We start from the raw sequence: 24,701 nt of genomic DNA on the forward strand, positions 1-24,701 counted from the left end.
TTCACTTCCTCGATTCCTTTTAACTGATTTTAGACTCTTTTCGTATATATTGTTTTTTTATGAATATATTTTTGCCGTAGTAAACCTAGAAGCTATACTCGTCGCTGGAGTCGCCGCCTTCCTCTTCTCCAAGCTTTTTAAAAAGTAGCAAAGTTTGTGAAAACAGCCTAATTTAAATTTCGAGTCTGTGCAAAAAGCCAAAAACCGACCTTTTTGAACAGACTGTTATACTTAATATTATGACCTAGTACTAAAAAAAATGCAATAAGAAAAGCATTAAGATATAAGGAATGAGAGGGTGACTCTAGAGGTAAAAAAACATCCCTTTAGAGTCACCCTCCGCTAGATTAACGCTTAGGATGTGCGCTTCCTAATTTTGGTGCATAATCAGGTCCATATTGCGGGCCATAGTCTGGACCATATTGTGGGCCATAATTAGGTCCATATTGCGGGCCGTATCCCGGGCCGTAGTTTGGTCCGTAATTCGGGCCATAATTAGGTCCATAACCTGGGCCATAGTAAGGTGGTGGATATGGTGGCGGATAGTGACCTGGACCATAACCAGGACCAAATCCTGGACCTGTGAATGCTGATGCCAATAATCCACCTCCTAAACCACCGGCCAAACCGGCCATTAATGGTAAAAAAATGCGCTGATTAGAATGTCCCCCATGGTGATGATGCCCATGATGTGGATCTTGATGACTTCTATACCACCCGTGATGATACATTGGTGTATACACGATGATAACCTCCTTTTTTCCCCTCGAGGGAATGGTATCACCCTGACAAGGTTTTCCCTAGTATCATATGAGGACATCTATCTCTGTGTTCCTGTCCCAAGTCACTCTCCTTGCTCTGTTTGTTGAAAAGCACTCATTAATTCATGGAACATTTCTTCCACCCTATCCTTAAGAGCTTGTTCTTTATTATTTTTAATTTCGTATTTTTGAAGTTCTTCATAGGTATCCAAAAAGGGGTCAATATCCTTTGAACCGATTTGGGATATGGCTAAGTAACATAAAAAGGTAATGTTTGGTTTATCCTCCTGATGTAATAAAGGAGAGATTGGTTCTAACAACTGCTTTGCTCGTTGGAAATCTTTGTTATGAACAGCCTCATAACCTTCAATCACCCTTTGGGCCATTTTATTTATGGCTTTATTATCCTGCGTCATTTTCAAAACTCCTTTTGTATGCAATCTTCAATCATTCTAAAAGGCTGTTTTCTAAAAGAATGTTGTTTTTCGTTATTTAATGTTCCTTGGGTAAGCTACAGGCGGACGCTTTCCCCTTCCCAAAGCTTAAAAAAAGCAACAAAGTTTACAAAACAGCTTCTAAAAAATATACTTACATTAGTATAACTGAGTTAATCCTCTCTTTCATGTGGGAGCTTACCTGTAGCTATATAGACTTCAATGGACTTTTCGATTCTTTCACGAATATCATCAGGAACCTCACTGCTGAATGTGCCTAAGGAAATAACCCCATCCTCAAAATCAAAGTACTTGTTACCGGTAGAAAGAGTACCGTTATTTAAAGATTCAGCTACAAATTCATAAAGCTTTTCAACATGCTGTACGGTGCTCGTAAGAACCGTTGTTTCCCCCAAATCGATTTGATCCCCAACATATCCAATGGCATATAATCCAGACTTTTTTACTTCCTTAATAACAGCAACATGAAACCCATCTCCAGCTGGATAGTATATATCTACCCCTAATTCTTCCATTTCAGTAAAAAGATCTATTGCCCTCGTTTCATCAACCCAGTTATGTACATATTCTACGAAGACTTCCACATTATCTTTATTATATAATGCTCCATCCTTAAATCCCTGAACTTCAGGCTGGAATTCAAAAGCTGCAATGACTCCTATTTTATTACTACTTGTCATTTCACTTGAAAGCATACCCGCAAAATAGCCCATAGCATATCCCTCAAAATGTAAGCTTGTAATATTGTCTCCATCAACCTCGCCATTAAAACTGACAAAATACATCTCAGGATACTTGTCCTTTAATTCCATAAAGTAATCTGCATATAAGTGACTATGACCGAAGATTAAATTAACACCATTTCGGCTAAATTCATCTACCGCTTCAATAATTTGGGTTTCTGTTTTAATATCTTCTTTTACAAAAACTTGTACCCCAAATTTTGACTGTATGTTCAAAATACCTTGATAGGCTTTGGCATTCCATCCTTTATCATCAATAGGGGCAGATAATAGAAGACCCGCCTTTTCAAGCTGACCTTCTACAGGTTGAGAGCACCCTACAAGAAAGAGTATTAAAATCAAGACTAGCTTTCTAAAAAGATTCATTCGTGATGCCACTCTCCTCTAAAAAACTTTATATTATTCTATGAGATTTGCAACATAGACATGCTTCTTCTTCGTTAATCATGGCACTTTTTGGTTTTTATGTATTATTAACTAGTAATTATCTCCTTTTTTTAGCCTGTACAGGAATACTTCTCCTAGTACCCCCATTAAAATGGAAACGATTACAACTGCAGCTTCATTCCAATCCGTTAATGTGCTAAGGGTAATAAACGAAAGGAGGGTGACTATTGCAAACACAACTACTCCATTAAATGCCTTCAATTTGTCACCCCTTTTCATACAATCTCATATTACTTTTCTTGGTATTCTATTATAATGGCAAAAATCTGTATTTATAGCAACAGAAACTTTAACTTTAAAACTATTATAACCAAATCTTCTAATCTTCAGTCTTAAGCATTCGTATATTTTTCTTTTCATTATTTTTGTAAAAAGCAATAATTGGATCAATAAACTGATCTATTGTTTTCCCAGGTAAAAAATAGGTAGCAATTAGCGTTTGTTCCTTTTCTTTCCTAGAATTTAGGAATGGCCGGATTTGATTGTCCGGAGAGTAAGGTGCCTGATAAATAACTTGAAAAACCCTAATAGGCTTAGTAGCAGGGAGGGTATCCATTTCTTGTTTTCTCTTTTGGCAAACCTCTTCAATACTACCTTCATCTATCCCATAGGCCTCTGTTATTTCTTTGACAAAACGCTTGTAAAAAAAACGATTTTTCTTTTCCTCATCCATGTGAGCTAGCAGATCTAGACAAGGATTAAATAGAACAAGGGAACGGACGTGAATAAAGGGGTGGTGAATTAAACGGATAGCTAGAAGCGTACCCATACCTTCAGCAAAAAGGTGAATTTTCTTATTTAGAATCTCGTTTCTAAGGACATAGTTAACAAGCCTTTCCACTAATCGAAAAGCTTGGTCATTCCCCCAGTGGGCAATCCCTAAATCACAATAAAATACCGTATATCCTGCATGAAGAAGCCCATCTATAAAATCATTTCTTGATGGATGCTGAAGCCAAAGGCTTGAGCTTTCTTTGACGAAGTGATTTCGATCTCCCAATATCAAGATTGCATACCCATTTGGTCTTGCTGGAAGATGGATGAGACATTCTTCTCCTTCAATTGTCGTATTACGTTTACTGACTGACATGATCATCCCTCTCCAGTTTTTTACTTCTCCTACATAATATGCTATTCACATGAAATGGAGGCCGTTCTTAAAATAAGAAAACATTTTTCAAGCTTATTCCTTGAAAAATGTCTTCCTTATTACATTCTATTCAGTTATGTGTCTTCCCATTATCATTGTTTATGGTTTTCTTTTGTAGGTCCATATTCGATTGTGATTGGTGTTATCAGGGAAAGTATCTCCGGCTTTTAACTTAATTTGCTTTGGATTATTTACCATGCTCTCTGTTTCCCCGATTTCCACATAAATCCCGTTGTTTGGTGCCTTATCTCCAGATTTAAATTGTCTCTTTTGGGACACTGCGATTCACCCCTTCTTTTTCATTTTCTGTTTTACATTTCCCTAATCGAAGAGATTTTATCAGCACCTACCTTGAAAATAGGTGGCACAAAAGATGTCACTTTATCTTTTGTGCCACCGAAGCAATGAGCGAAGCCGCCGCAATCTTTACAAAGGTAGCTAGGAGTGGGGGTTTCCTAGCTATCTTTTTTACGACGAGTAACCGCAGGAGCAACCGCGCGGCGAGCGGAGCCATTGCCGACACTTCTCATCATCCATGATGCAAATTTTTACTTGCATGGAGGTCTACCAATAAATAACTAAAAGGAAAAAGAGAACACTGTTTATGATTTCTACAACTCCTATTTGCAGAGGGCGTTTCAAATAACTTTTAGGAACATACAATGTTTTAAGTAGACTTAATAAAAATGTCAATGCTGCACCAAATAATTGAAGAACAGCTGTAAATATAACGACCATTATATGATAAAAAATGGAAGTACGTTGAAACATTTTATTGTTTTTTTCACGTATCAAAGACTTCACGTGAAAAACACTTCCGGTAAAGAATAGAACATTTAATAAAACATATTTATACGCTTCAAAATGAATGGCTGGTTCCGTTAATCGATAAGCTAACAACAATAAAGATGATAGTGCGATAATTGCAATTAAATCATTAATAAACCACCGCTCTTTTTTTAACTTTGCAAAAACAAGGTTTATCATAAACAAAGGTAAAATACTTAAACTTATCCAAAGCAATGAAAAATTAGTTAAAAAAAACGGTATGATGATGATACTCCCAATGGAAATATATGCAAAAAATGAAGGCCAAACATCTTTGTTTTTCGGATTTCGAATGTATGTCAATAATGGAGCTTGAGCGAAATAGAGGGCAAAAAGTCCGATAAAAAAAAGTAAATGGGACCATTGAACTCCACTAATGGAAGCTCCTATCCAATAAGGAACGATTAGCATTGCCCACGCCCCATGCTCTCTAGGTATATACCATTTCACTTAAATCCCTTCTTTCTAACTGTGTAAATGTTGTTTACACCTTTATCTTACTCAAAGGGACTCGATCACAATGTGATTCTAATCACTATTTAGCCTCTCCAACTGTAAAGTTCAATTTTTATACACTTTTCATTGTGAACTTTTATACAGTGAAACATTTAACTATTTGTTAACATTTAAATTAAAGATAGGCTATTTTTACAAACTTTAACTCTTTTTCAGAAAACTTGGAGGAGTGGAAGGCGGCGACTCCAGCGACAAGTAATCCCAGGAGCAACCTTTTATAAAAGAGCCTAATAATATAAATTGAGGTGAATGTAAATGTTAACAACAGAGGTTATATATAAAAAAGACGGAATGCTGAATACTCTATTACAGTCTTTTGGATTCCATTTAAACAATGGAGAATATTCATTAGCCCTCCCTACTACAAAAAGAAAATTAAAGCTAATTCCATACCAAGATAAAAAAACTCTTAAATTAACTTTTCCAGAAAACGTATCTATGAAAGATTGTCAGATCATTTATGAAATCATTTATACACTTTCAGAAGAACTGCAAGGTAACGTAAAAGACGAGAATGCTTTACTTGGTTACGATAATGCTGGTCAAAAGGTATTTATTTATCATGGATTCCCTAATTGGAGTGATTATATCAACGAAGCAAAGCATAAATCACTTGAGGGGCAAATGGTCTCTGTATCTCATGGTGAAGAAATTCTCGGTGAAGGCATGCTTTTAACTTACGATAAAAAGGAAGATACCTCCAATGGTACTATCTTTATCTCCTGTGACATTTTAACCAAATCGGGAGAACAATCCTTCTTCGGAGAAAATATCGAAGTAACACCAATAACCCAATGGTAAGCCTTTTCTCTAAAAAAGAGACTGGGACAAAAGTATTTTTACTAATAAGAAATCCGAACAAACTAGATGTAGGTGCAATCTACCCGCTTCGGAAATATACTTCGCTTTCCGCGGGCAGCTGGTGAGCCTCCTCGTGCTAACGCACTGTGGGGTCTCACCTCTGCCTCTGCTCCCGCACGAGTCTACGTATATTTCCTACGCTAAGGTAGTGTATTGTTCGTATTTCCAATTAAACACTTTTGTTATGTCCCAGCCTCTTGGTGTTAAATTTTAAATTGTACAAATCTCAACAGGGCAATCTCCACAATGTAAATAATCCTTAAGGAATTGGATATTATGAAGGAGTATACAGCCTTCTCTCATAGATAAAATCCTTTCCTTCTTAAGATCATTCAGCATTCTATTGACACTTTCCCTTGTTGTTCCGATGTAGTTAGCAATATCTTGGTTTGTTAATTGGACGTTAATTAAAATTCCATCGTCTTCCAAACTTCCATAAGAATTACTGAAGCGAATAAGAGTGGAATAGAAAGCTCCTGTTTTACCGCACAAAATTAAATCTCTAAACTTAGCTTGTGTTGATTGTGTGTGCCGTGCAAACCATTTCATAAATGCTACGGCTATTTCTCCATTCTCCCGAAACAATGCTTCAAGGGTGTGACGGTCAAAGCGAACAAGGGTTGCATCTTCAATTACTTCGGCACTTACACTGATGGCCATTTCGTTAAATAACCCCACTTCTCCCACCAATTCGTCCTTTTGCTTTAAGTGAACGGAGAATTCCTTTCCATCGGCTGTCATTTTACTTAAACGAACTTTTCCTGAACGGACCAAATATACATGCTCTGGAAAGTCTCCTTCGTAAAAAAGAAATGTTCCATTTCTAACCTTTATCTCTAACCCATAGGTAAGTAGCAGCTGCTGGTTTTCATCTGACAATTCATTAAAGAACCTTTTCATTTCCAATTGTTTTTTCTTCATAGTGAAAACCTACCTTTTAAAGAATTCAATATTGTCGTTCCTAACTTCTAACTTAATGTTAACACTATTTACATAGTCACTAACGACCAATGTTTGACCATTTATTGAATAATTTAAGTCAGATTTATGAAGAAATTATGGGAATGATTTTTAAAAACAGACTCTGTTAAGTTAGTCTCGGTTTTATCACACTGTTGATTGTAGCGGAAGATACGAACTGTCTCTTCCTCTACCAGCTTAGCTTTGTAGCTTAACCGTCGAGACAAATCGATGTGTATTCGACGAAGCAACGCTCTTTCCTGAGGGAAAAGCAACGGCTCAAGACACCGCAGGGACGAGCGTTACTTCAGAGGAAGAGACATGGCCCGAGGAGGCTGAAGCGAAAATCAACATCAAAATTTAACAGAGCTAAATAAAAAGGGTGATCATGCAGGAAGGTGTAATTCTGCGGATCATCCCTTTTGGATTAAGCTGATTTCGTTTTTTCATTAACATCTAAATTCTCAGTAGCTTGCTGTTCCCTATCCACTGAGGAAAGAATATATTCATCACCGTGAGCACCCTTTGGTTCCTCTAAGAAGAATAAGCAATAAAAGAAACTTATGAAGGCTCCACCTGCTAAAATGAAGAAGAAGGTTTGCGGTGTCACTAATGTGTAGATGGTTAAGTAAACAACAGCTCCTACATTTCCGTAAGCACCAGCCATTCCTGATATCTGCCCTGTAATACGTTTTTTAATAAGTGGGATGACTGCAAAGGTTGCCCCCTCTGCTCCCTGAATAAACATGGAAGTGAGTACAGTCACTGCGATTGCTAAAATGAGAGGCCATTCGGAATTAATAAAGCCCATTCCTACTAAACCAATTCCGATCCCGAACATATAAAGGAGCATAACCGTTTTCCGTCTTGACATCTTGTCTGACAGCCACCCTCCTAATGGACGTGCAAACAGATTTACAAAGGCAAAAGAGGATGCAATTAAACCTGCTGCTGTTACAGATAGTTCAAATGTGATCAAAAAGAAAAGTGGCAACATAGAAACAATAGCGAGCTCTGCACCGAAGTTGGCAAAATACGTCGTATTTAAAGCAGCTACGTTTCGGAACTTATATTTATCATCCTCAGGGACACCTTTTCGTAAAATCGGTAAGTTCACTCTTAATATTTGAATGATTTGATACACTAAGCTTATGGCTAATACGACAAAAATAATATACATGGCTTGCTCTGATAAAAAGTCTAAATTTTGCAGCCGCCAAGTAAGTAATGCTAAAGCCCCAACTAACGGTACCGTCCAAATAATAAGCTGAATCATATCCCCGTAGGTACTTACTTCCATTGCTGCTACTTTTCTGGGCTTTTGATACGTCTTCCCTTCTGGTGTATCACTGACAGAGAACCAATAAATAAATCCATAAATGATACATACTAAACCACTAAAGGCAATGGCATAGCGCCAGCCTTCATCACCACCGAAGGCTGTAATGGCCATCCATGGAAGTACAATGGCTGCGACAGCAGACCCGAAATTTCCCCAACCAGCGTAGAATCCTTCTGCGAAGCCCACACTTTTTGGTGGAAACCATTCTGAAACCATTCGAATACCAACTACGAAACTGGCGCCAATGGAGCTTAGTAACAAACGGGAAACGAACAGTTGCATCCACGTATTACCAAAGGCAAACATAAAGGTAGGGATAGCCATTATGACAAGGAGTACAGAAAATACTTTTCTTGGACCATATTTATCTAGGACCATCCCAATTATAATTCTTGCAGGTATTGTTAAAGCCACGTTTAAAATAGCCAATGCTGCTAGATGATCGGCAGTTAACCAGCCTACTGAATCTATCATTGTTCCAGCTAAAGGAGCCATATTGAACCAAGCAAAAAAGGATACAAAAAAGGCTCCCCAAGTTAAATGCAGTGTTCTTGTCCTTGGATTTTTAAATTGAAAAAGCTCTTTCACACTCATAACACGTTGCTCCTTTGTCCCTTTAGTAGGAGAAGGAGAGCTGGTTATGGCAGAAAGTCATTTAAACCAGCCCTTCATACTCTTTTTGAATAGACTTTATAAGGCATTAACATTTAATCGTTGCATTTTTGTTAGAGTAATAGTACCAAGTAATTACAAGACTAATGACATAGTAAGCTATGAAAATATATAGTGCTAAATTGGCTGTTCCAGTTGTATCTAGGGACCATCCAAATACTTGTGGGATAATGTAAGCTCCATAAGCACCGATTGCTGAAGTCCACCCGATAACAGCTGCCGCTTCCTTTTGATTATTAAAGATAAATGGAATCATACGGAAAGTAGACCCGTTTGCAATACCTGTTGTTACAAATAGTACTAAGAACATAATTAAGAATCCTGTAAAGTTTCCAGCATTATAAAAATAAATAACCCCAATTGTGGCAGCAATCATTACCACGATATCCCAGAAGGTTACAATAGCACCGCCGACTTTATCTGAAATCCAACCACCTACTGGTCGGATCAATGCACCAACGAGCGGACCTAGGAAAGCAAATTGCATGGCATTTACTTCAGGAAACTCCGTACGGATTAGCAATGGAAATGCTGCGGAATATCCGATAAATGAACCAAAGCACATGACATACAGCCAAGTCATGATCCATGTATGTTTATTTTTGAAAATCACGGCTTGTTCTCTTACGGAAGCTTTCGTTCCTGGAAGATTATCCATTCCAAACATCGCAGCAATAACTGTTAAAATAATTGGAATTACCCATATAAATGCTGCATTTTGAAGCCATACATTCGAACCATCAGGGAGTACCTGTGGGTTACCTGCTACTGCACCAAAAATGGCTACAGTTACAACTAATGGAGCGAGAAATTGTACTGCACTAACCCCTAAGTTTCCAATACCAGCATTAAGACCTAAAGCGGTACCTTTTGCTTTTTTCGGATAGAAAAAGCTGATATTAGACATGGAAGAAGCAAAATTCCCTCCACCTAGACCACAAAGTGCTGCTAATATTGCCATTGTTGCGAAAGACGTTTCAGGATTTTGAACCGCGATTCCAATTCCAATTGTTGGTATTAATAAGGAGGCAGTACTTATAACTGTCCAGTTTCTCCCCCCAAAAATAGGAACGACAAATGTATAAATAATTCGAAAGGTTGCCCCAGTTAAACCTGGTAATGCTGCAAGGGTAAATAATTGGGCACTAGTAAAATTAAAGCCAATATCATTTAAACTAGCAGCAACAACAGACCATATCTGCCACACGGCAAAAGCTAAAAGTAAAGCCGGAATAGAGATCCATAAATTTCTTCTCGCATGACGCTTTCCTTCCGTTTCCCAAAAATGTTCATCCTCTGGGTCCCATCTTGTAATTCTAGCCATCGGTAATACCTCCTATTTAAATCCACAATCTTTCTAGTTTTTTAGTTTATAAAAGGGGAGTTTGTACTCCCCTTCCCTATCATTCATCGTGACTTTCACTGTATTCTAATTTTTTCCATTGCAAATAGGTGAAGAAAGCAATGAAGACCATTACGATACTTATACCGGAGTAGATGGGTACAATGCTATATTCTCTTCCAAGGGTAGCTTCCACTGTCCACTGGACCATGACAACATTGACTGCAATCGTAATGAAAATCACTGCCCAACATATTTTCTTACCCATGTCTAAATTGCCTCCCCACTGCGTAAACGGTTCCGTTTTCCACTTCAATTTCAATTAACGGTAATTCCCGCTGTGGCGGCCCGGCTACTGGATGACCGTTATTTACATCAAAATACCCTTTGTGACAAGGACATAAAAGAACGTCCTCCTCTTTTTCGTAAAACACAGGACACATTAGATGTGTGCAAGCAGAGTTATATGCAACTAAATCTCCGTTTACTGTGTGTATAAGTAACGCTGGATCGTTTTCCGTTGGGTAGTAAAAGGTAACAGAATCCCCTTCTGGCAAGTCAGCAAGCTTAGCAATCTCCACCCTTTCATGGTCTGGTTCCGATAAACCCATCATAGCTCGAACGCTAAATGGAACCGTAGATAAGCCTAAAGCCATGGAAGCCCCAACTGCTGTTTTCAAAAATGCTCGTCGGTTATATTTCAAATCATCCTTTTGATCAACATTTTGGATTAGATTAACCATGTCACTCTTTGAACGTTTTGCGTGACGTTCCTTTTTACATTCGTTTGACATTTTTTCCACTCCTTTCAGTGGTTTTCTATATAGAGCGATGGCTTCGCTCATCATTCCGTTAATTTCCTTTAGGAAATTAACTTTAATCGGAATATACTCCGAAGAATTCTGGTACGTACTGCCATTTATTGTTTTCTGAAGGTTTCTTTCCTTCAATTAGATTTAATTGCGTTCTCTTACGGCGGAGCTCCATCATTTCATCGTGATCAATAAAGCGGATGGCGTCACTTGGACAAACAGAGGCACACATTGGTGCAATGTCATGCTTCGTTCGATCGTAACACATGTCACATTTGTACATTTTGTTTTCTTCAAAGTCGAACTTCGGAATCCCGAATGGACAACCGAAGGTACAGTTACGGCAGCCGATACACTTCTCTTCCATTGCCGAAAGTACAACACCGTCATCGGTAATTTGAATGGCATTTGCTGGACAAACCCTAGCACAGGCTGGGTCCTTACACTGCATACACATCATCGGAAATGTCTGTCGACTTTCTAAAAAATCGACATATTCTACATAGTTACGTTCTTTCGCATCATGTCCACCACATTCACGACACGCAGCTTGACAAGAACGACAACCGATACAACGTTCAAATTCAAGGTACATAATTTTTTTCATGGTCGTTCCTCCTCCAATCCGATTACACTTTCTCTATTTTAACGGCACAAACTTTAAATTCAGGCATTCTAGAAGTTGGATCTAGGGCTGGGTTCGTTAACTGGTTAACGGAAAGTTCTTTCCCCCAATGGTAAGGTACAAAGACGTGATCATTGCGAATTGCTTTCGTTAAACGAACATCTAGAACCATTGAAGAACGCGGTGTAGTTAATTTCACTTTATCTCCATTAGCTAAGTTATACTGGCTTGCTAACTCAGGATGTAGTTCTGCATACGGTAGCGGGCATTGTTCCATTAGGAATTTCACTCGACGAGTTTGTGTCCCGGATAAATAATGGAAGACAACACGGCCCGTTGTTAACGTATGAGGATATTTAGCTGTCGGTATTTCTGCTGGTTCTTGCCAACCCACTACTGCTAAGTTAGCCTTTCCATCTGGAGTACCGAATTTTTCTTTAAACATTGTCGGTGTTCCAGGATGATCCTCCGATGGACAAGGCCAGAAAACTCCATCTTCTTTATCAATTCGGTCGTAAGTAATACCGTAATAATCTGCTTTTCCACCCTTTGAAGCGAGACGGAATTCTTCAAATATTTGTGGAACATTTTCATATGGGAAGAACTTCCCTTTGCCCATCCGCTCAGCAATCAGTTTCATAATTTGCCAGTCTGTTTTGGATTCGCCAATCGGATCTTTAACTTTACGGATACGTATAACACGTCCTTCTAAATTCGTTGTTGTACCTTCATCCTCAGCCCAAGTTGTGGCCGGAAGAACAACATCTGCAAATTCAGCTGTTTCTGACATGAAGAAATCACTAACAACTAAGAAATCTAATTTTCTTAAACTATCCCATACATATTCCGTATTAGGTGCTGAAACTGCTGGGTTACTACACATGACGTGCATAGCATGAATATTTCCTTTCTGAATTTCATCGAACATTTCATAAGCGGAAACTCCTGCTTTTGGCATTTCTTCTGGTTTAATTCCCCAAACACCCGCTACATATTTCACATGCTCTGGGTCAGCTATTTTACGATATCCAGGTAGTGCATCTGCTTTTTGTCCATGTTCACGACCACCTTGACCATTTCCTTGGCCAGTTACTGTTGCAACACCTGAAGCAAATTTTCCAATCTGACCTCTTAATAAAGCCATGGAAGTATATATGGAAACGTTGTCTACCCCTTTTGATTGTTGTTCAATACCACGACAGAACATCACTACTGACCTTGGAGATTGACCATAAATCTTCGCTGCCTTTTCAAGTTTTTCAACGGATACACCAGTGATTTTTGAAGTATACTCAGGTGTAAATTCCTTTACTTTTTCTTTCATTTCTTCGTAATTATTACAGCGTTCTTTTACGTAAGCCTCATCTACATATCCGTCGCGAACAATAATGTGCAACATTCCGTTTGCTAGAGCTGAATCTGTTCCAGATTTAATATCTAAATGTACATCAGCAAGGCGGGCAATTTGAGTTTCCCGTGGATCAACTACTATCATCTTTGCCCCTTTATCTCTGGCTTTCCATAACCATTGAATAGACGTTGGATGGCATTCAGCCGCATTCCAGCCAGCAATAAAGAAGCAATCGGTGTGCTCAAGCTCAGGCCAAGGTAACGTTGCCCCACGGTCTGTTCCAAGTGTTTTCATAAATCCACCTGCTGCTGATGACATACAGAATCGACCATTATAATCTACAAACCTTGTTCCTAAAGCAACACGAGCATATTTACCTACGAGGTAGCACTTCTCATTTGTCATAGAAACGCCGCCGTATACGGAAAGTGCATCTTTTCCATGCTCTTTTTGGAGTCGTTTGAAGTTTTTCTCAATAAGATCCAGCGCCTCATCCCAACTACTTTCAACAAATTCACCATTCTTTTTTATTAGTGGCTTTGTGATTCTTTCTTCGTGGTCAACCGTTTGATATGCAGTTACCCCTTTTGGACACATCTTTCCAAGTGTAACTGGCCAATCGTAACGTGGTTCTACACCTACCACTTTCCCTGTTTTTTCGTTCACTCGTATATGCATTCCACATTGCATTGCACAATAGCAGCAATGGGTTGTGATTAATTTCTCTCCCTCATGATGGAGGTTTTTCGTTCCTGGTTTTACAATAAATTGAGTCATTATTTCTCCTCCTTTACCGATTGCGCATAAAAGGACTCTGCACGTCTTCTCCCAAATCCTGGGATGTGAATTCCGTTATTTGTTTGGACAGGTTCCTCTGCTACCTCTCCAACTGGAGATTTAATATTTAAGTGATTCATTACTCGTAACATTCTTCTACACGCTGGACAGTAATCAGACGGATGATTTCCATCCTTCATTTTTAAATCAAACGCTTGATTTCCTAACATTTGTTGAACATCTGCAATTTGGTCGTCGTTTGAGTATGGTTTATGGCAACCAATACATTCCTTTGTATCCACCTGCACCGTTTCTTGATAATTCATCGGTACTGCTGCCGCCATCGGACGAATTGGTAAGTGGAATAACTTGCCGAATGGGAAGTAGACAAGGAAAATGACTACTGTAATTTGATGCACCAAGGCAATTGTTGAATGCATCCAACCATCTAATAACTTAAAAGAAACTGTTAATAATAACCCAGAAACGGTAACTGCTAGTAGTAAGTAGAGCGGGAACAAATCAAATTCAGCTCGCTCCGTTACTTTTAAATCATGATTTTTTATGCGACGAGCAATCGCCATAATTAAACCCACTAATAGCATTGCTGCTGCAATATTTAATCCATTGAAAACGAGTTGAGCAAAAATTCCATCCGGATGCATTGTTATTGTCGGAATATTGAAGACGACCAACTGATACGTTGTTGCATCAACCAACCTAAAGTGCATCCATCCGAATACTAATCCGAACGTAATTGCTAATGAACCGATACAGCCCCATGCAATCAGCCAATGCTGAATTCCTCTGTAAATTCCTCTTTTAAAAATAAACTTCTGTAAAATGATGTTGTCCACTAAAGTTTTTACGATTGCTTTTACATTTCTTTTTTGGCGTTTTGTTGTTTTCATATTTTGAATCGTTCGTTTCATTACTTCATGTGTTGCTGGACGCATTAACCATGCTGTTAATCGAACGGTGATTCCTATGAAAAATATAAATGAAGAAACCATGTACCCAAATTTCATCCAGCCTACCTTTGTAAACTGTCCCGTTCCTACCCAAATGGAAAAGAACAATATGACAACGACAATAAATGAATACATACTAGCTTTTGAATAAAATGATCTTTCAAGTTCCTTCACTTTTCTCCCCCCTTAAGTTCATCATTGTTATTTTCATGTAAAACACATTCATGAATGTTTTTTTGTTACCTTTATTTTAGAAATGGAGAAGGAGCTCCACTGTGGGAATGCTCACAGCAATTCTGTGATTTTAGTCACATCTCAGCAGGAACAATATTTATATAAAAATAATAAAGATGCCTCAACAGTTGATACATCAACACTTATAAGGGCTTTTATACTAACAATTTACGGTTCACAATTCTGTCAAAAGTGACCATAAATCACACTGTCCAAAGCCGTTACAATTTTGTGAACTTGTTAGAAAAGGATAATGACCAAGGTAAAAATACTTTTTTAGTACAAAAAAAACGCGTGGACATGGTAGTCCCGCGTTCGTGGAAATATTCTTTTAAAATGCAGCTCACTATTTTTTTGTATATTGAATTTCCCCTATCTTTTCATCAAATTCTACGAGAAGATCTTGGTCATCAAAATACCAGATATCTTTGTTTTCGATAAAAAACAGTAATCCTTCCTTTTCTATGGATGTACCGATATCCTCTGGTTCCTTCACATTAACTCCTAACGAAAATCCAGATTGGAAATCACCGCAACCCCCATATCTTACAAAAAATTGTACACTATCTCCTTCTGAAACATCCAACTCATCCCTAAACCATTTAATTGCTTCGTCTGTTACATCTATCTTCATGTATAACGCCTCCGGTGTAAAAAATATAAAAGTGTTTGCTCCATTTCTATACTTATTATTGTATCAAAATACACTTATCAACCGTTAATTATTGAATTATATCATCCAGCGGGCGCTTATTAATGTGGTAATGGATATTCTTGAATTTTGTGGTCTGCCATTAAGTGAAAGAATTTCTCCCATGTCTTGTTTACAAGCATTTCAATGTCACTTTTTGTAGCATTGTCAATGTGGATTCCACCTGAAATGACAACCGTTTTTTGAAATGTATCACACCATACTTTTGCTAACTCAACAAATAAATCTTCTTCTTTATGATGAAGTAACCCATGACTAACTACCTTTGCATGATCTCCCTCCCAAGTACCGATTACAACGGCACCAAGATGGGGTTTCGTTCCACCAGTTACTATAATTAAGTCGTCATCACCAATTTTGTTTATCTCACATTGGATCACCCTTATCCCCCCATTTTAATATTCTTTACACTTAACAGATTAGCAAATTAGAAAAATAATTTATGTGAAAACAATCACATCATCTAATTGGAAAGATTTATTATCCATAAAAGGTGACCATCATCACTGAGAATATGGCTAATTTCTCCTAATATCAATGTATCAGCCAAAAATATAGAAGTAAATGAAAGGGGAAGATTTTCTTGCAAACAATTGAACTTGATGTAAGGGAAGATATAGCTTCCAAAAACGATCCTTTTCACAAGATAATGACAGAGGTTGGCAACTTAACTGACGGGGGAAAACTAATCCTTCACACTCCATTTATTCCTAAGCCCTTATTAAAGGTAATGGAAGGAAAAGGGTGTAACCATAATGTAAAAGAACTTTCTACTGAACATTACATTACTACTTTTCAAAAAATAGAATAGCATTACGCCCCCATACCTATGGCCACTGTGAAAAATGTCACAGTGGTTTTTGGTGTCCCTTTGTTACAATTAACAATAGCCAGTTTTATTGTTGAAGAAACTTCAAAAACAGCATTTTAACAGTGGTAAATTGTTAAATAATAAACAAGGAGGCGTTGTATTGTGGGTGAACATAATTTTATAGATACAATACCGCTTTTTTCAACCTTACCAAAGGATATTAGGAAACAATTAACTCCCATTATCCTCACGAAACAAACGACAAAAGGGGAAGTTATTTTTAGGGAATCGGAAAGGGCAAATGCAATCTTTTTCATTAATGTAGGGAAAATAAAAATCACGAAAAGTAGTCCGGAGGGGAAAGAAATCCTTTTAAATATCCGGCAATCAGGGGAAATGTTTGCTGAGGTATCACTATTTAGCCGGAAAAAAAGTACCTATCCTGCTACCGCTACCTCTTTAGAAAATGGAGTAATATCTTTAATACGTAATGAAGACCTAGAGTTGTTTCTCATGCAGCATCCAGAGTTATCCATGTCTATCTTTAGAGTCATGGCAGAAAGGTTACAAGTAGCACAAACAACATTAAGGGATGTAGCCTTATATGGAAAGTTTGGTGCCCTTGCTGCTACACTTGTTAGATTAAGTACAGATTATGGTGTAGACACAAACGAAGGTATAATGATCAAGTTAAAATTAACACACGAAGACCTTGGGAGCTTTTTTGGTGCCACAAGAGAAAGTGTAACAAGAATGATGAACCAATTAAAACAACAGGAAGTAGTAACGAAAAAGTCCGGATATTTTGTTATTCATAAACTAGAAGAACTAAAATCTTACTTAGATAGATAATATAAAATGAAATGGGTAGTGAGTAGAATCACTGCCTTTTTTTGTTTGTAAGGTTATGTTTTTTGTTGAGGTGACCATTATGGATATATCATTAGTTAGCTTTGTTGGTTTATTAGCGGCATTTCTTGTCTTTAGTAATTTCATGATTTACTTTATATTTCGCTGGGTACGATTGACGAATAAGCGAAGTTTGCAAATTAAATTAGCAAAAATTGCTCGTAAATGGATGAAGACTCATCGAACATTCGGTATTATTAGCAGTGTATTAATCCTTGTTCACATTAGTCTTTACTTTTATTTTAATGGAAATTTTTCTGTTAAAGCTATATCTGGACTAATTCGCCTACTACGAGAAAACCACTCGTAGTGGGCTTTATAAAGATTGCTACGGCTACGCAAAATACATCGAGGGTGACTCAAAAGGTTAAAAACATACCTTTTGAGTCACCCTCTTTTTTGTTCAAATGATTGGGGTATTATTGAACTAAATTCCATGCATTTACTTGTTTTGGGTTTATAACGTTATAACTTGGAAACTCTGTCGGTTTTGGGGGAACCGACAATTAAAATATGTTAGGTCTTACGTAAAAGAAGTAAAACTATACATCGCAATACATCGTATAGGTATATATTAATCCCAACTCCTTTATAAAACTGTGACTGCTGTCACAATTTTCTATTGTATTCCTTTTGTTTATGAACGTTTTATGACAAACAATAATTTGTTTTAAGAAGATATTATTCTTGAAAAAATGTGACGAATTTTCGTCGGGAGTTCCATTTGTGATATGTATCACTTCCGTTCCTCCTCAAAACTACTACATTATAAATAACATTATTATTAACAGGAGGCTAAGATTTTTATGAACAAAGAAGTTATCTTAGATGTACGTGAAGACCTTAATAATAAAAAAGATCCATTAAAAAAAATAATGACAACCGTAAAGTCACTGAAAAAGGAAGAATTATTTATTCTTCACTCCACTATTAAACCAACCCCATTACTTACGGTAATGAAGGCAAAGGGGTATGACAACGAAGTGGAAAAGCTCGGTAGTACCCATTACCGTACAACCTTTACGATAAGAAAAGGGGGATTTTTCTCTTCCCTTTTCAGTAAGGAAAAAACTACTGCCAAAAAAGAAACAGAAGATGAGTCTTTATTAAAGGAAAATGAAGTTAAAGCTTATTTCCTAGACAATCGTGGCCTACAACCCCCTCAACCTATGGTAAGAACGATGAAACGGTTGGAAACCTTAAAATCAGGTGAAACACTAACCATTCATAATGATCGGGTTCCTGTTTTCCTACTGGAAGAACTTAAAGATTTTAATATTCGTTATACCATAGAGGAGCAATCAGATGGGTCAGCCAAAGTCCACTTGACCAAGAATTAAGAAAGGAAGTTTTCTATGCAGCAAATCAATCAGTCTCTCATGAATAACTCATCAGATTCTAATTCTTTTATTCTACCCTTTTCATTTATTATCACTAGTTTTTTCTCATTACTCATCTTTTCAATTACACTAATAGTTTCTCCCTCGGCTTTGTCCCCAAATTTAATTAGGCTGCTAGAAGGCTTATCATTAGCCCATTTGTTTATTTTAGGCTGGGCATCAATGTTAGCCATGGGAGCTGTATATCAACTAATTGCAGTGGTAACGCAGCAATCTATTTACAGTATTAAATTAGGGTTCATCCATTTTGGTCTTTATTCCATTGGGGTATTTGGACTTTATATTTCACTTGGAAGTTTTGAACTGACGGGAATGATTATTTTCGGTTCATTGACTGTTGGTGCTGTCATCATTTTCCTAGTAAATGTGTTCTTAACTATTCAACATTCCCGGTTAAAAAATACAGTTATTTCTGCTTCCACTAGCGCCTTGTTTTACTTAGGATTAACGGTAATTAGCGGGGTACTAATAGTTTTAAATTTCCAATTTTCTATATTGGGTGAATTCCATCATGTACTTTTAATTGGACATTTATGGATGGGTTTAATCGGTTGGTTTCTATTTCTAATTGTAGGGTACAGCTTTAAGATGCTTCCCATGTTTTATTTAGCTCATGGGCACAAGGAAAGTTGGCAAAAGTGGATTTTAATAAGCTTACATTTATGTATATGGGTAGGTATTTTTGGAGCAGTGATAGGAAAAGGCACTAGTATTCTTCCTATCGGTCTCGGATTATTAACGATGGGACTGGTTATGTTCATTGTACAAATTAGAGAAATACAGAAAAAACGATTTAAGAAGAACCCGGGCAAGGGAATTGTTTTCTTCGTTTTTCTCGTATATTTCTTTACGTTATTAGTTGGTGGATTGTTTATTGTTTCTCTTGTAAACCCACATTTCATTTGGCAATCAAATCTTTTAACACTTATATTAGTTTTCTATATATTAGGCTTTGTGAGTTTATCTATTCTAGCCTATTTATCAAAGATCATACCATTCCTATGGTGGACTTTCCGCTATGGAAAACAAGTGGGGCAACAGGAAACACCATCTTTAGCGATTATGATAGACGAAACGGTTGTCCATAGAAAGCTTTGGTTATTATTTATAAGCTTGCTATTGTTTATCGTTGGATTAGGGACTGGTGAATCCTTTGTTATCGCAGCAACCTCCATATTGTTTGCCTTTAGTACCGTTTATTATTTATTTACGATTGTTAAAGCCTTTACTTACTAAATGTTCAGTTTAAAAATTTAATTTTTAGGGGGAATAGAAATGGAATTAAAAGAGGAAATTATGAAGCAGCTGGAGACCGTTATCGATCCGGAGTTAGGGGTAGATGTAGTTAATTTAGGGTTAATTTACGATGTGACGATTGAGGGGCCAAATGCCGTTATAACGATGACATTAACCACGCCCGGTTGCCCTCTCCACGATACAATGATTAATGGTGTAAGGTCTGCTGTGCAACTACATCCAGAAATGGAACGATGTGAGGTTAACCTAGTATGGGAGCCGGCCTGGACACCAGAACGGATGAGTCCTGAGGTTAGGGATATGTTTGCTTAGGGGAATAGGGGCATTATGAGACAGGTAAGCATTTCTTCTCTTCCCTTACCTGTTTCATAACTAGCCTTGAATCTGATGTCTGCAGATCATCCGCCACTAACTGGTGGAATAAACGCTACGATATCCCCCGCTTTTACCACTTGCTCCCCCTCAGCATACTCTTCATTTACAGCCGGCATAGCTGTTTTTATTGCTGTCAACTGGGGATAAAGCTCCATTATGTGTTCACGGATACCATTAATTGTAAGCTTCTCCGCAGAAATCTCAATTTCCCTTATCCCTGCTTTTTCCTGTAAATCTGCAAATAATAATACTCGTATCATGATTTCAAATCCCCCTCCTCTGGTTTTCCAGAAGGATAAGCAACTTTCTCCAGTTGGTCACCAATCCACTCTTCTCCGTCTTCCCAATGTTCTTTTTTCCAAATTGGAACAATTTCTTTTATACGTTCAATAGCATAGCGGCTTGCAGTGAAGGCATCTGCACGATGTGGAGTAGAAACAGCTATTACAACAGCAATGTCAGAAATGGCTAACTCACCGATTCGATGAGTAATGGCAACCTTCGCCTCTGGAAAATCCTTTTGGATCTCGTCACCAATTTGAGCAAGCTTTTTTTCTGCCATTGGTACGTAGGCATCGTATTTTAAATAAAGTGTTTTCTTCCCCTTTGTTAACTCCCGTACGGTACCAATAAATGTATTAATAGCTCCTGCATTTCGATCTGTTACTTTATTAACAACCTCTTGAATATCAATGACCGTTTCCGTAATCAAAAAGTTACTAGTTTCTGCCATTATAAAACCTCCCTATCTTCTACACGTTCTTCTAACCAATTCAAGTATTTCTCCTCTTCACCAATGAAAAAAACCGGAACCATTAACATAGCGCTCAACTTTTCCTTCTCCTCTTCCTCCCAGCAAATCACCGCCTCCACTAACGAGCACTCATCTAATAGAGAGATATCTTCTTCCCTACGTAATAATACAAGCTTAGGGAGTGCTTCCTTCTTATACCCTTCAACAATCACTACATCCAAATCAAATGAATTATAAAAGGAGAGAACCTCTTTTAATTTTAATGGCTCCTCGAGCTTCATTGTAAGCTGTAACTCCCCATCACTAGTAACTAAGGAACCGATTGCTCCAGCCTTTCGATGATAACTAGTGTCTTTTCCCTCATCTAACGAGGTTAACGAATGACCGTGTCCGTGATGCTTTATAGTAACAGCTTTATACCCATTTTTAGACAATCTCTCTATCCACTTTGAAATTAGAGTCGTTTTTCCGCTATTAGAATATCCGACGATTTGAAAAATCAACCTTTTCCTCATCTACCTTCGCCACTTCTTAACTTAGTTGGATCTTTAAATGGATTTACGGATCCTTCCCGGTTCAATAACAAAATGTCTACTTCATCCCCAGAGGAATAACCACGTGATCCTCCCGGAAGGGCCACTAAAACATCGGAATGTGCTAAAGAGGTTACTACCTGTGATTTATCCATTCCAATTGGCTCTGCTGCAATTCTACCATCAACGAATACCATTCGGCTTCTAATAAACCTGCTAAACGGATTAGGCTTTGGAAAATCCTTTGTAAGCAATCCCTTCACGACTTCTAAGTAAGGAGTTTCTGAATATAAGTAGGCTTTAATCCAAGGCCTAGTGTAAAGCTCAAACCCAACGAAACTAGCAGAAGGATTTCCCGATAATCCAAACAATAACTTACCGTTCTTTTCAGCCACAGTGGTTACACTACCTGGACGCATGGCAATTTTATTAAATAGCACATTAGCACCCAGCTTTTCATATATTTGTGGCAAATAATCAAAATCACCTACAGATACACCTCCTGTAGTAATTAAAACATCCACTTCTCCTAGTGCATTTTTTATTGCCTGATAGCATTGATCAAAGTCATCTACAAGCTGTCCATAATATTTTGCTTCTCCCCCGGCTTGTTCCACTTGAGCTTGTATCATATATGCATTACTATTACGTATTTTTCCCGGTTCTAACGGTTCATCTAGCTCTAGTAATTCCGTACCTGTTGCATAAACACCAATAACCGGTTTTTTTACAACAGGAACATTTTTATATCCGAAGGTTGCTAAAACGGCAATGACACCAGCATGAATTCGTGTACCTGCTTTCACTAATACGTCACCCTTTTTCGTTTCCTCTCCTTCAAAGGAAACAAAATCACCGGAGTTAAAGGGTCTCTTAATCTCAATATAGGTGCGGCCATTTTCTTTCTTTTCCTTCGTCAACTCAAACATAACGATAGCATCACATTCTTCAGGCATGATCGTTCCTGTCATAACACGAACCGCTTGGCCTGGTGTAACCTTTTGCTGCGTTACTCCCCCAGCCCCTACCGTTTCAATAACCTCCAGAAAAACAGGATTCGTAGAACTTGCATTTTGAGTATCCTTACTGCGAACAGCAAACCCATCTAAAGGAGATCTGTCAAAGGGAGGAATATTATGATCTGCCTTTATGTCCTCTGCTAGATAGCGTCCATTCGATTCCTCTAACGAAATATATTCACTTTTACCTTTTATGGAAAATTCCATTACTCGCTTTATTGCTTCACTTACGAGTATTGGGGTTCTTTCTTCAACCATGCCCACACTCCCTTTCAACTCTTACCCATCCTTTATTATTTTAACAAACTAAACAGATATAATTATAATGATTGTTTATTAAGTCCTCTTTATATTGTAAAGAAAAAATGCACCAGTTCAAAGATGAAACTGGTGCATTTTTACGTTTAATTTTCACTTGTTAACAAATTTGTCAAATCTTCAATATATGCTTCTAAATCAAAACCACTTTCCCCATTATATAAACGCACAACTTGACCATCTCGATTCATGAGAAAAAACCTAGTGGAATGGAGAATATCTTCCTGCTCAGGAATCTTCATTACTGTGGCTTTAAAGGACTGAGCCGCAAATTCTGTTATTTCCTCTTCTTCATAACCCGATATGAATTGCCAATTGTCAAAGCTCGCTCCATAGGCTTCCCCATATCTTTCCATCCTCTCCGGGGTATCAAATTCCGGGTCAACTGTAAAGGAGACAATTTTAACATCTAAGCCTTCTTCGGCAAGTGCTTCTTGTAGGGTAACCATGTTTGGGGTCATGGTCATACATACGGTAGGGCAACGGGTAAAAATTGTCTTTGCAAGCCACCATTCACCTGACATATCTTCAGTAGACCAAGCGTCACCATTTTCATCCAACCCTGACAATGGTGTCACCATCCAAGGCTCCTCTTCCCTTGTTAAGTCAACAATAGCATTTGACTGGGGAGGCTCAGGCGACTGATATAAAAAACTACAGCCTTGAAGTAAAATCAAAAACATCCCCATATAAATTACATTCTTCGTTCTTAACATTTCTTTCTCCTCTTTCCAAAAAAAAAACAATTAATTGTTTGGCTGAACCATTTCGTATTCTTTTAGCTCAACTTTCGCATTTTCTGATTTGTCTTTAATCATCCATTGTCTAAATACATAACCAATGGCAATTCCATATACTAGCTCCTGCATAACCTTCATCATAGCGCCACCAAACTGTTGGTCGTGATGCGGTGTAAGGAAACCGATTCTATTTTCACCAGTATAGAATACATCGTATGGAATATCTGCACCAGGTGGTAAGCAGTAGCTAATGGCAGTCGACCAAACTGCAGGATCAGTGTACATTGCATATAGTGGTGCTCCTGCAAAAATAACTAAAACACAGGCAGGGGTAAATAACACACCGCTCGCAAACATATAACCAATCTTCTTCAACTCAGACAAGTCATACCGTGTTGTAAAACGAGGAATTATATGCCACCACATAAGCATAGCCGCAAAAAGCATCACAAGTTGATATACGTTATGCCACCCTTCATTCACCATTAAAGTATCAAAGGTAACTGGTAAATGGTAAAAGGAAATTAATGCATTAAACAATACAAGTCCTATAATTGGATAACCTAAAACCACAAAAATTCGACGCATAAATGAAAAACGGGTAAAGAATTTGAAAAACCATGAAGGAGTACCCAACAATAATAAAGGTGGTGCAACTAAAAACACAATAGCCATGGACAGCATATGCATGCTGAGCATTAAGTGTCCAAGTACATATAACGGACCACCAAACCCAAAATAAATAGCTACTAAACCGAGGTGAAAATATACCTTTCTACGAACAGGGACAGGTTTAGAATCTGGAAACATATTTCTAATTGGTCCTGTTACCCAAAAATAAATAAAACTAAAAATAATAAGTACAAAAATTAACTCTGGTGTCCAAATGGTCCTAGCAGAGAACGTGGAAAAAAATTGCTCCACAACCCCCACCTCCCTCTATAAAGTTAAAATATCTCCTGAATACTCACGTATTCTCAAAATTTCATAAACACCTATATAGTAGACGCACCTCTGATAATGGAT

31 protein-coding genes are annotated in these 24,701 nt (G+C 37.8%); 7 read left to right on the forward strand and 24 right to left on the reverse strand.

Going from position 1 to position 24,701, the window contains the following annotated elements; genetic code table 11:
* Nucleotides 1–347: 347 nt before the first annotated feature.
* From J2S74_RS13635 to J2S74_RS13665, 7 genes are all read right to left on the reverse strand, one after another.
* Nucleotides 348–743 (reverse strand): hypothetical protein, encoded by a 396-nt coding sequence (locus tag J2S74_RS13635; protein WP_307326344.1) that lies wholly within the window; start codon nt 741–743, stop codon nt 348–350.
* Nucleotides 744–844: 101 nt separating this feature from the next.
* Entirely contained in the window at nt 845–1,177 is a 333-nt protein-coding gene (locus tag J2S74_RS13640; RefSeq protein WP_307326345.1) for a hypothetical protein, read from the reverse strand.
* A 191-nt stretch (nt 1,178–1,368) separates the two neighbouring features.
* Nucleotides 1,369–2,325, reverse strand: coding sequence for a BMP family ABC transporter substrate-binding protein (locus J2S74_RS13645; RefSeq protein WP_307326346.1), 957 nt, complete (start codon nt 2,323–2,325; stop codon nt 1,369–1,371).
* 111 nt (nt 2,326–2,436) lie between these two features.
* A complete protein-coding gene (locus tag J2S74_RS13650) occupies nt 2,437–2,607 on the reverse strand; it encodes a hypothetical protein (RefSeq protein WP_307326347.1) in 171 nt (56 codons plus the stop codon).
* 118 nt (nt 2,608–2,725) lie between these two features.
* The gene (locus J2S74_RS13655; RefSeq protein ID WP_307326348.1) at nt 2,726–3,496 is read right to left on the reverse strand and encodes an alpha/beta fold hydrolase; all 771 of its coding nucleotides are present in this window, start codon (nt 3,494–3,496) and stop codon (nt 2,726–2,728) included.
* 159 nt (nt 3,497–3,655) lie between these two features.
* Nucleotides 3,656–3,835, reverse strand: a complete 180-nt coding sequence (locus tag J2S74_RS13660) for a YjzC family protein (protein WP_370876012.1) — start codon at nt 3,833–3,835, stop codon at nt 3,656–3,658.
* Nucleotides 3,836–4,120: 285 nt separating this feature from the next.
* Nucleotides 4,121–4,834 (reverse strand): YwiC-like family protein, encoded by a 714-nt coding sequence (locus J2S74_RS13665; protein ID WP_307326349.1) that lies wholly within the window; start codon nt 4,832–4,834, stop codon nt 4,121–4,123.
* 321 nt (nt 4,835–5,155) lie between these two features.
* Between J2S74_RS13665 and J2S74_RS13670 the strand changes: the two genes are divergently transcribed.
* Nucleotides 5,156–5,701, forward strand: coding sequence for a hypothetical protein (locus J2S74_RS13670; RefSeq protein ID WP_307326350.1), 546 nt, complete (start codon nt 5,156–5,158; stop codon nt 5,699–5,701).
* Nucleotides 5,702–5,971: 270 nt separating this feature from the next.
* Here J2S74_RS13670 and J2S74_RS13675 read toward each other — a convergent pair whose 3' ends face one another.
* From J2S74_RS13675 to lpdD, 10 genes are all read right to left on the reverse strand, one after another.
* Nucleotides 5,972–6,682, reverse strand: coding sequence for a Crp/Fnr family transcriptional regulator (locus J2S74_RS13675; protein ID WP_307326351.1), 711 nt, complete (start codon nt 6,680–6,682; stop codon nt 5,972–5,974).
* Between the two features lie 466 nt (nt 6,683–7,148).
* The gene (locus J2S74_RS13680; RefSeq protein WP_307326352.1) at nt 7,149–8,657 is read right to left on the reverse strand and encodes a NarK family nitrate/nitrite MFS transporter; all 1,509 of its coding nucleotides are present in this window, start codon (nt 8,655–8,657) and stop codon (nt 7,149–7,151) included.
* A gap of 106 nt (nt 8,658–8,763) precedes the next feature.
* Nucleotides 8,764–10,059 carry a NarK family nitrate/nitrite MFS transporter gene (locus tag J2S74_RS13685; RefSeq protein ID WP_307326353.1) on the reverse strand — a complete coding sequence of 432 codons (1,296 nt, stop codon included), beginning with the start codon at nt 10,057–10,059 and terminating at the stop codon, nt 8,764–8,766.
* A 79-nt stretch (nt 10,060–10,138) separates the two neighbouring features.
* Complete coding sequence (locus J2S74_RS13690) at nt 10,139–10,345, reverse strand: hypothetical protein (RefSeq protein ID WP_307326354.1); 207 nt, start codon at nt 10,343–10,345, stop codon at nt 10,139–10,141.
* Nucleotides 10,338–10,871 (reverse strand): Rieske 2Fe-2S domain-containing protein, encoded by a 534-nt coding sequence (locus J2S74_RS13695; RefSeq protein ID WP_307326355.1) that lies wholly within the window; start codon nt 10,869–10,871, stop codon nt 10,338–10,340. The genes J2S74_RS13690 and J2S74_RS13695 overlap by 8 nt, the downstream gene beginning before the upstream one ends.
* 82 nt (nt 10,872–10,953) lie before the next feature.
* Entirely contained in the window at nt 10,954–11,496 is a 543-nt protein-coding gene (locus tag J2S74_RS13700) for a 4Fe-4S dicluster domain-containing protein (RefSeq protein WP_307326356.1), read from the reverse strand.
* Nucleotides 11,497–11,518: 22 nt separating this feature from the next.
* Nucleotides 11,519–13,642 (reverse strand): formate dehydrogenase subunit alpha, encoded by a 2,124-nt coding sequence (gene fdhF, locus J2S74_RS13705; protein WP_307326357.1) that lies wholly within the window; start codon nt 13,640–13,642, stop codon nt 11,519–11,521.
* Nucleotides 13,642–14,787: an MFS transporter gene (locus J2S74_RS13710; protein ID WP_307326358.1), complete on the reverse strand. Its 1,146-nt coding sequence runs from the start codon at nt 14,785–14,787 to the stop codon at nt 13,642–13,644. The genes fdhF and J2S74_RS13710 overlap by 1 nt, the downstream gene beginning before the upstream one ends.
* A gap of 406 nt (nt 14,788–15,193) precedes the next feature.
* The gene (locus J2S74_RS13715; protein ID WP_307326359.1) at nt 15,194–15,481 is read right to left on the reverse strand and encodes a HesB/YadR/YfhF family protein; all 288 of its coding nucleotides are present in this window, start codon (nt 15,479–15,481) and stop codon (nt 15,194–15,196) included.
* A 119-nt stretch (nt 15,482–15,600) separates the two neighbouring features.
* Entirely contained in the window at nt 15,601–15,939 is a 339-nt protein-coding gene (lpdD, locus tag J2S74_RS13720; protein ID WP_307326360.1) for a prenylated flavin chaperone LpdD, read from the reverse strand.
* A 203-nt stretch (nt 15,940–16,142) separates the two neighbouring features.
* Here lpdD and J2S74_RS13725 point away from each other — a divergent pair, with 203 nt between their 5' ends.
* From J2S74_RS13725 to J2S74_RS13740, 4 genes are all read left to right on the forward strand, one after another.
* A complete protein-coding gene (locus tag J2S74_RS13725; RefSeq protein ID WP_307326361.1) occupies nt 16,143–16,370 on the forward strand; it encodes a DUF2249 domain-containing protein in 228 nt (75 codons plus the stop codon).
* A 162-nt stretch (nt 16,371–16,532) separates the two neighbouring features.
* Nucleotides 16,533–17,222 carry a Crp/Fnr family transcriptional regulator gene (locus J2S74_RS13730; protein ID WP_307326362.1) on the forward strand — a complete coding sequence of 230 codons (690 nt, stop codon included), beginning with the start codon at nt 16,533–16,535 and terminating at the stop codon, nt 17,220–17,222.
* Nucleotides 17,223–17,301: 79 nt separating this feature from the next.
* Nucleotides 17,302–17,589, forward strand: a complete 288-nt coding sequence (locus J2S74_RS13735) for a hypothetical protein (protein WP_307326363.1) — start codon at nt 17,302–17,304, stop codon at nt 17,587–17,589.
* A 496-nt stretch (nt 17,590–18,085) separates the two neighbouring features.
* Nucleotides 18,086–18,619, forward strand: a complete 534-nt coding sequence (locus tag J2S74_RS13740; RefSeq protein WP_307326364.1) for a DUF2249 domain-containing protein — start codon at nt 18,086–18,088, stop codon at nt 18,617–18,619.
* Between the two features lie 29 nt (nt 18,620–18,648).
* Here the strand turns inward: J2S74_RS13740 and J2S74_RS13745 are convergent, their stop codons facing one another.
* On the reverse strand, nt 18,649–18,852 hold the full coding sequence (locus J2S74_RS13745) for a hypothetical protein (RefSeq protein ID WP_307326365.1): 204 nt from the start codon (nt 18,850–18,852) through the stop codon (nt 18,649–18,651).
* Here J2S74_RS13745 and J2S74_RS13750 point away from each other — a divergent pair.
* Both J2S74_RS13750 and J2S74_RS13755 read left to right on the forward strand, forming a co-directional pair.
* Nucleotides 18,842–19,915, forward strand: a complete 1,074-nt coding sequence (locus tag J2S74_RS13750) for a hypothetical protein (RefSeq protein WP_307326366.1) — start codon at nt 18,842–18,844, stop codon at nt 19,913–19,915. The genes J2S74_RS13745 and J2S74_RS13750 overlap by 11 nt on opposite strands.
* A gap of 39 nt (nt 19,916–19,954) precedes the next feature.
* Nucleotides 19,955–20,248 carry a metal-sulfur cluster assembly factor gene (locus tag J2S74_RS13755; protein ID WP_307326367.1) on the forward strand — a complete coding sequence of 98 codons (294 nt, stop codon included), beginning with the start codon at nt 19,955–19,957 and terminating at the stop codon, nt 20,246–20,248.
* An 86-nt stretch (nt 20,249–20,334) separates the two neighbouring features.
* On the opposite strand, the gene moaD is transcribed toward J2S74_RS13755, so the two are convergent.
* The 6 genes from moaD to ctaG all read right to left on the reverse strand — a co-directional run bounded on the left by moaD (nt 20,335) and on the right by ctaG (nt 24,599).
* A complete protein-coding gene (moaD, locus tag J2S74_RS13760; RefSeq protein ID WP_307326368.1) occupies nt 20,335–20,571 on the reverse strand; it encodes a molybdopterin converting factor subunit 1 in 237 nt (78 codons plus the stop codon).
* Entirely contained in the window at nt 20,568–21,044 is a 477-nt protein-coding gene (locus J2S74_RS13765; RefSeq protein ID WP_307326369.1) for a molybdenum cofactor biosynthesis protein MoaE, read from the reverse strand. Before J2S74_RS13765 ends, moaD begins: the two co-directional genes overlap by 4 nt.
* Nucleotides 21,044–21,580 (reverse strand): molybdopterin-guanine dinucleotide biosynthesis protein B, encoded by a 537-nt coding sequence (mobB, locus tag J2S74_RS13770; protein ID WP_307326370.1) that lies wholly within the window; start codon nt 21,578–21,580, stop codon nt 21,044–21,046. Before mobB ends, J2S74_RS13765 begins: the two co-directional genes overlap by 1 nt.
* A complete protein-coding gene (locus J2S74_RS13775; protein WP_307326371.1) occupies nt 21,577–22,875 on the reverse strand; it encodes a molybdopterin molybdotransferase MoeA in 1,299 nt (432 codons plus the stop codon). The genes mobB and J2S74_RS13775 overlap by 4 nt, the downstream gene beginning before the upstream one ends.
* Nucleotides 22,876–23,021: 146 nt before the next feature.
* Nucleotides 23,022–23,651, reverse strand: a complete 630-nt coding sequence (locus tag J2S74_RS13780) for an SCO family protein (protein ID WP_307326372.1) — start codon at nt 23,649–23,651, stop codon at nt 23,022–23,024.
* Nucleotides 23,652–23,681: 30 nt separating this feature from the next.
* The gene (ctaG, locus tag J2S74_RS13785; RefSeq protein ID WP_307326373.1) at nt 23,682–24,599 is read right to left on the reverse strand and encodes a cytochrome c oxidase assembly factor CtaG; all 918 of its coding nucleotides are present in this window, start codon (nt 24,597–24,599) and stop codon (nt 23,682–23,684) included.
* Nucleotides 24,600–24,701: the final 102 nt, after the last annotated feature.

The organism is Evansella vedderi (assembly GCF_030813435.1).
Taxonomy (GTDB): Bacteria; Bacillota; Bacilli; order Bacillales; family Salisediminibacteriaceae; genus Evansella; species Evansella vedderi.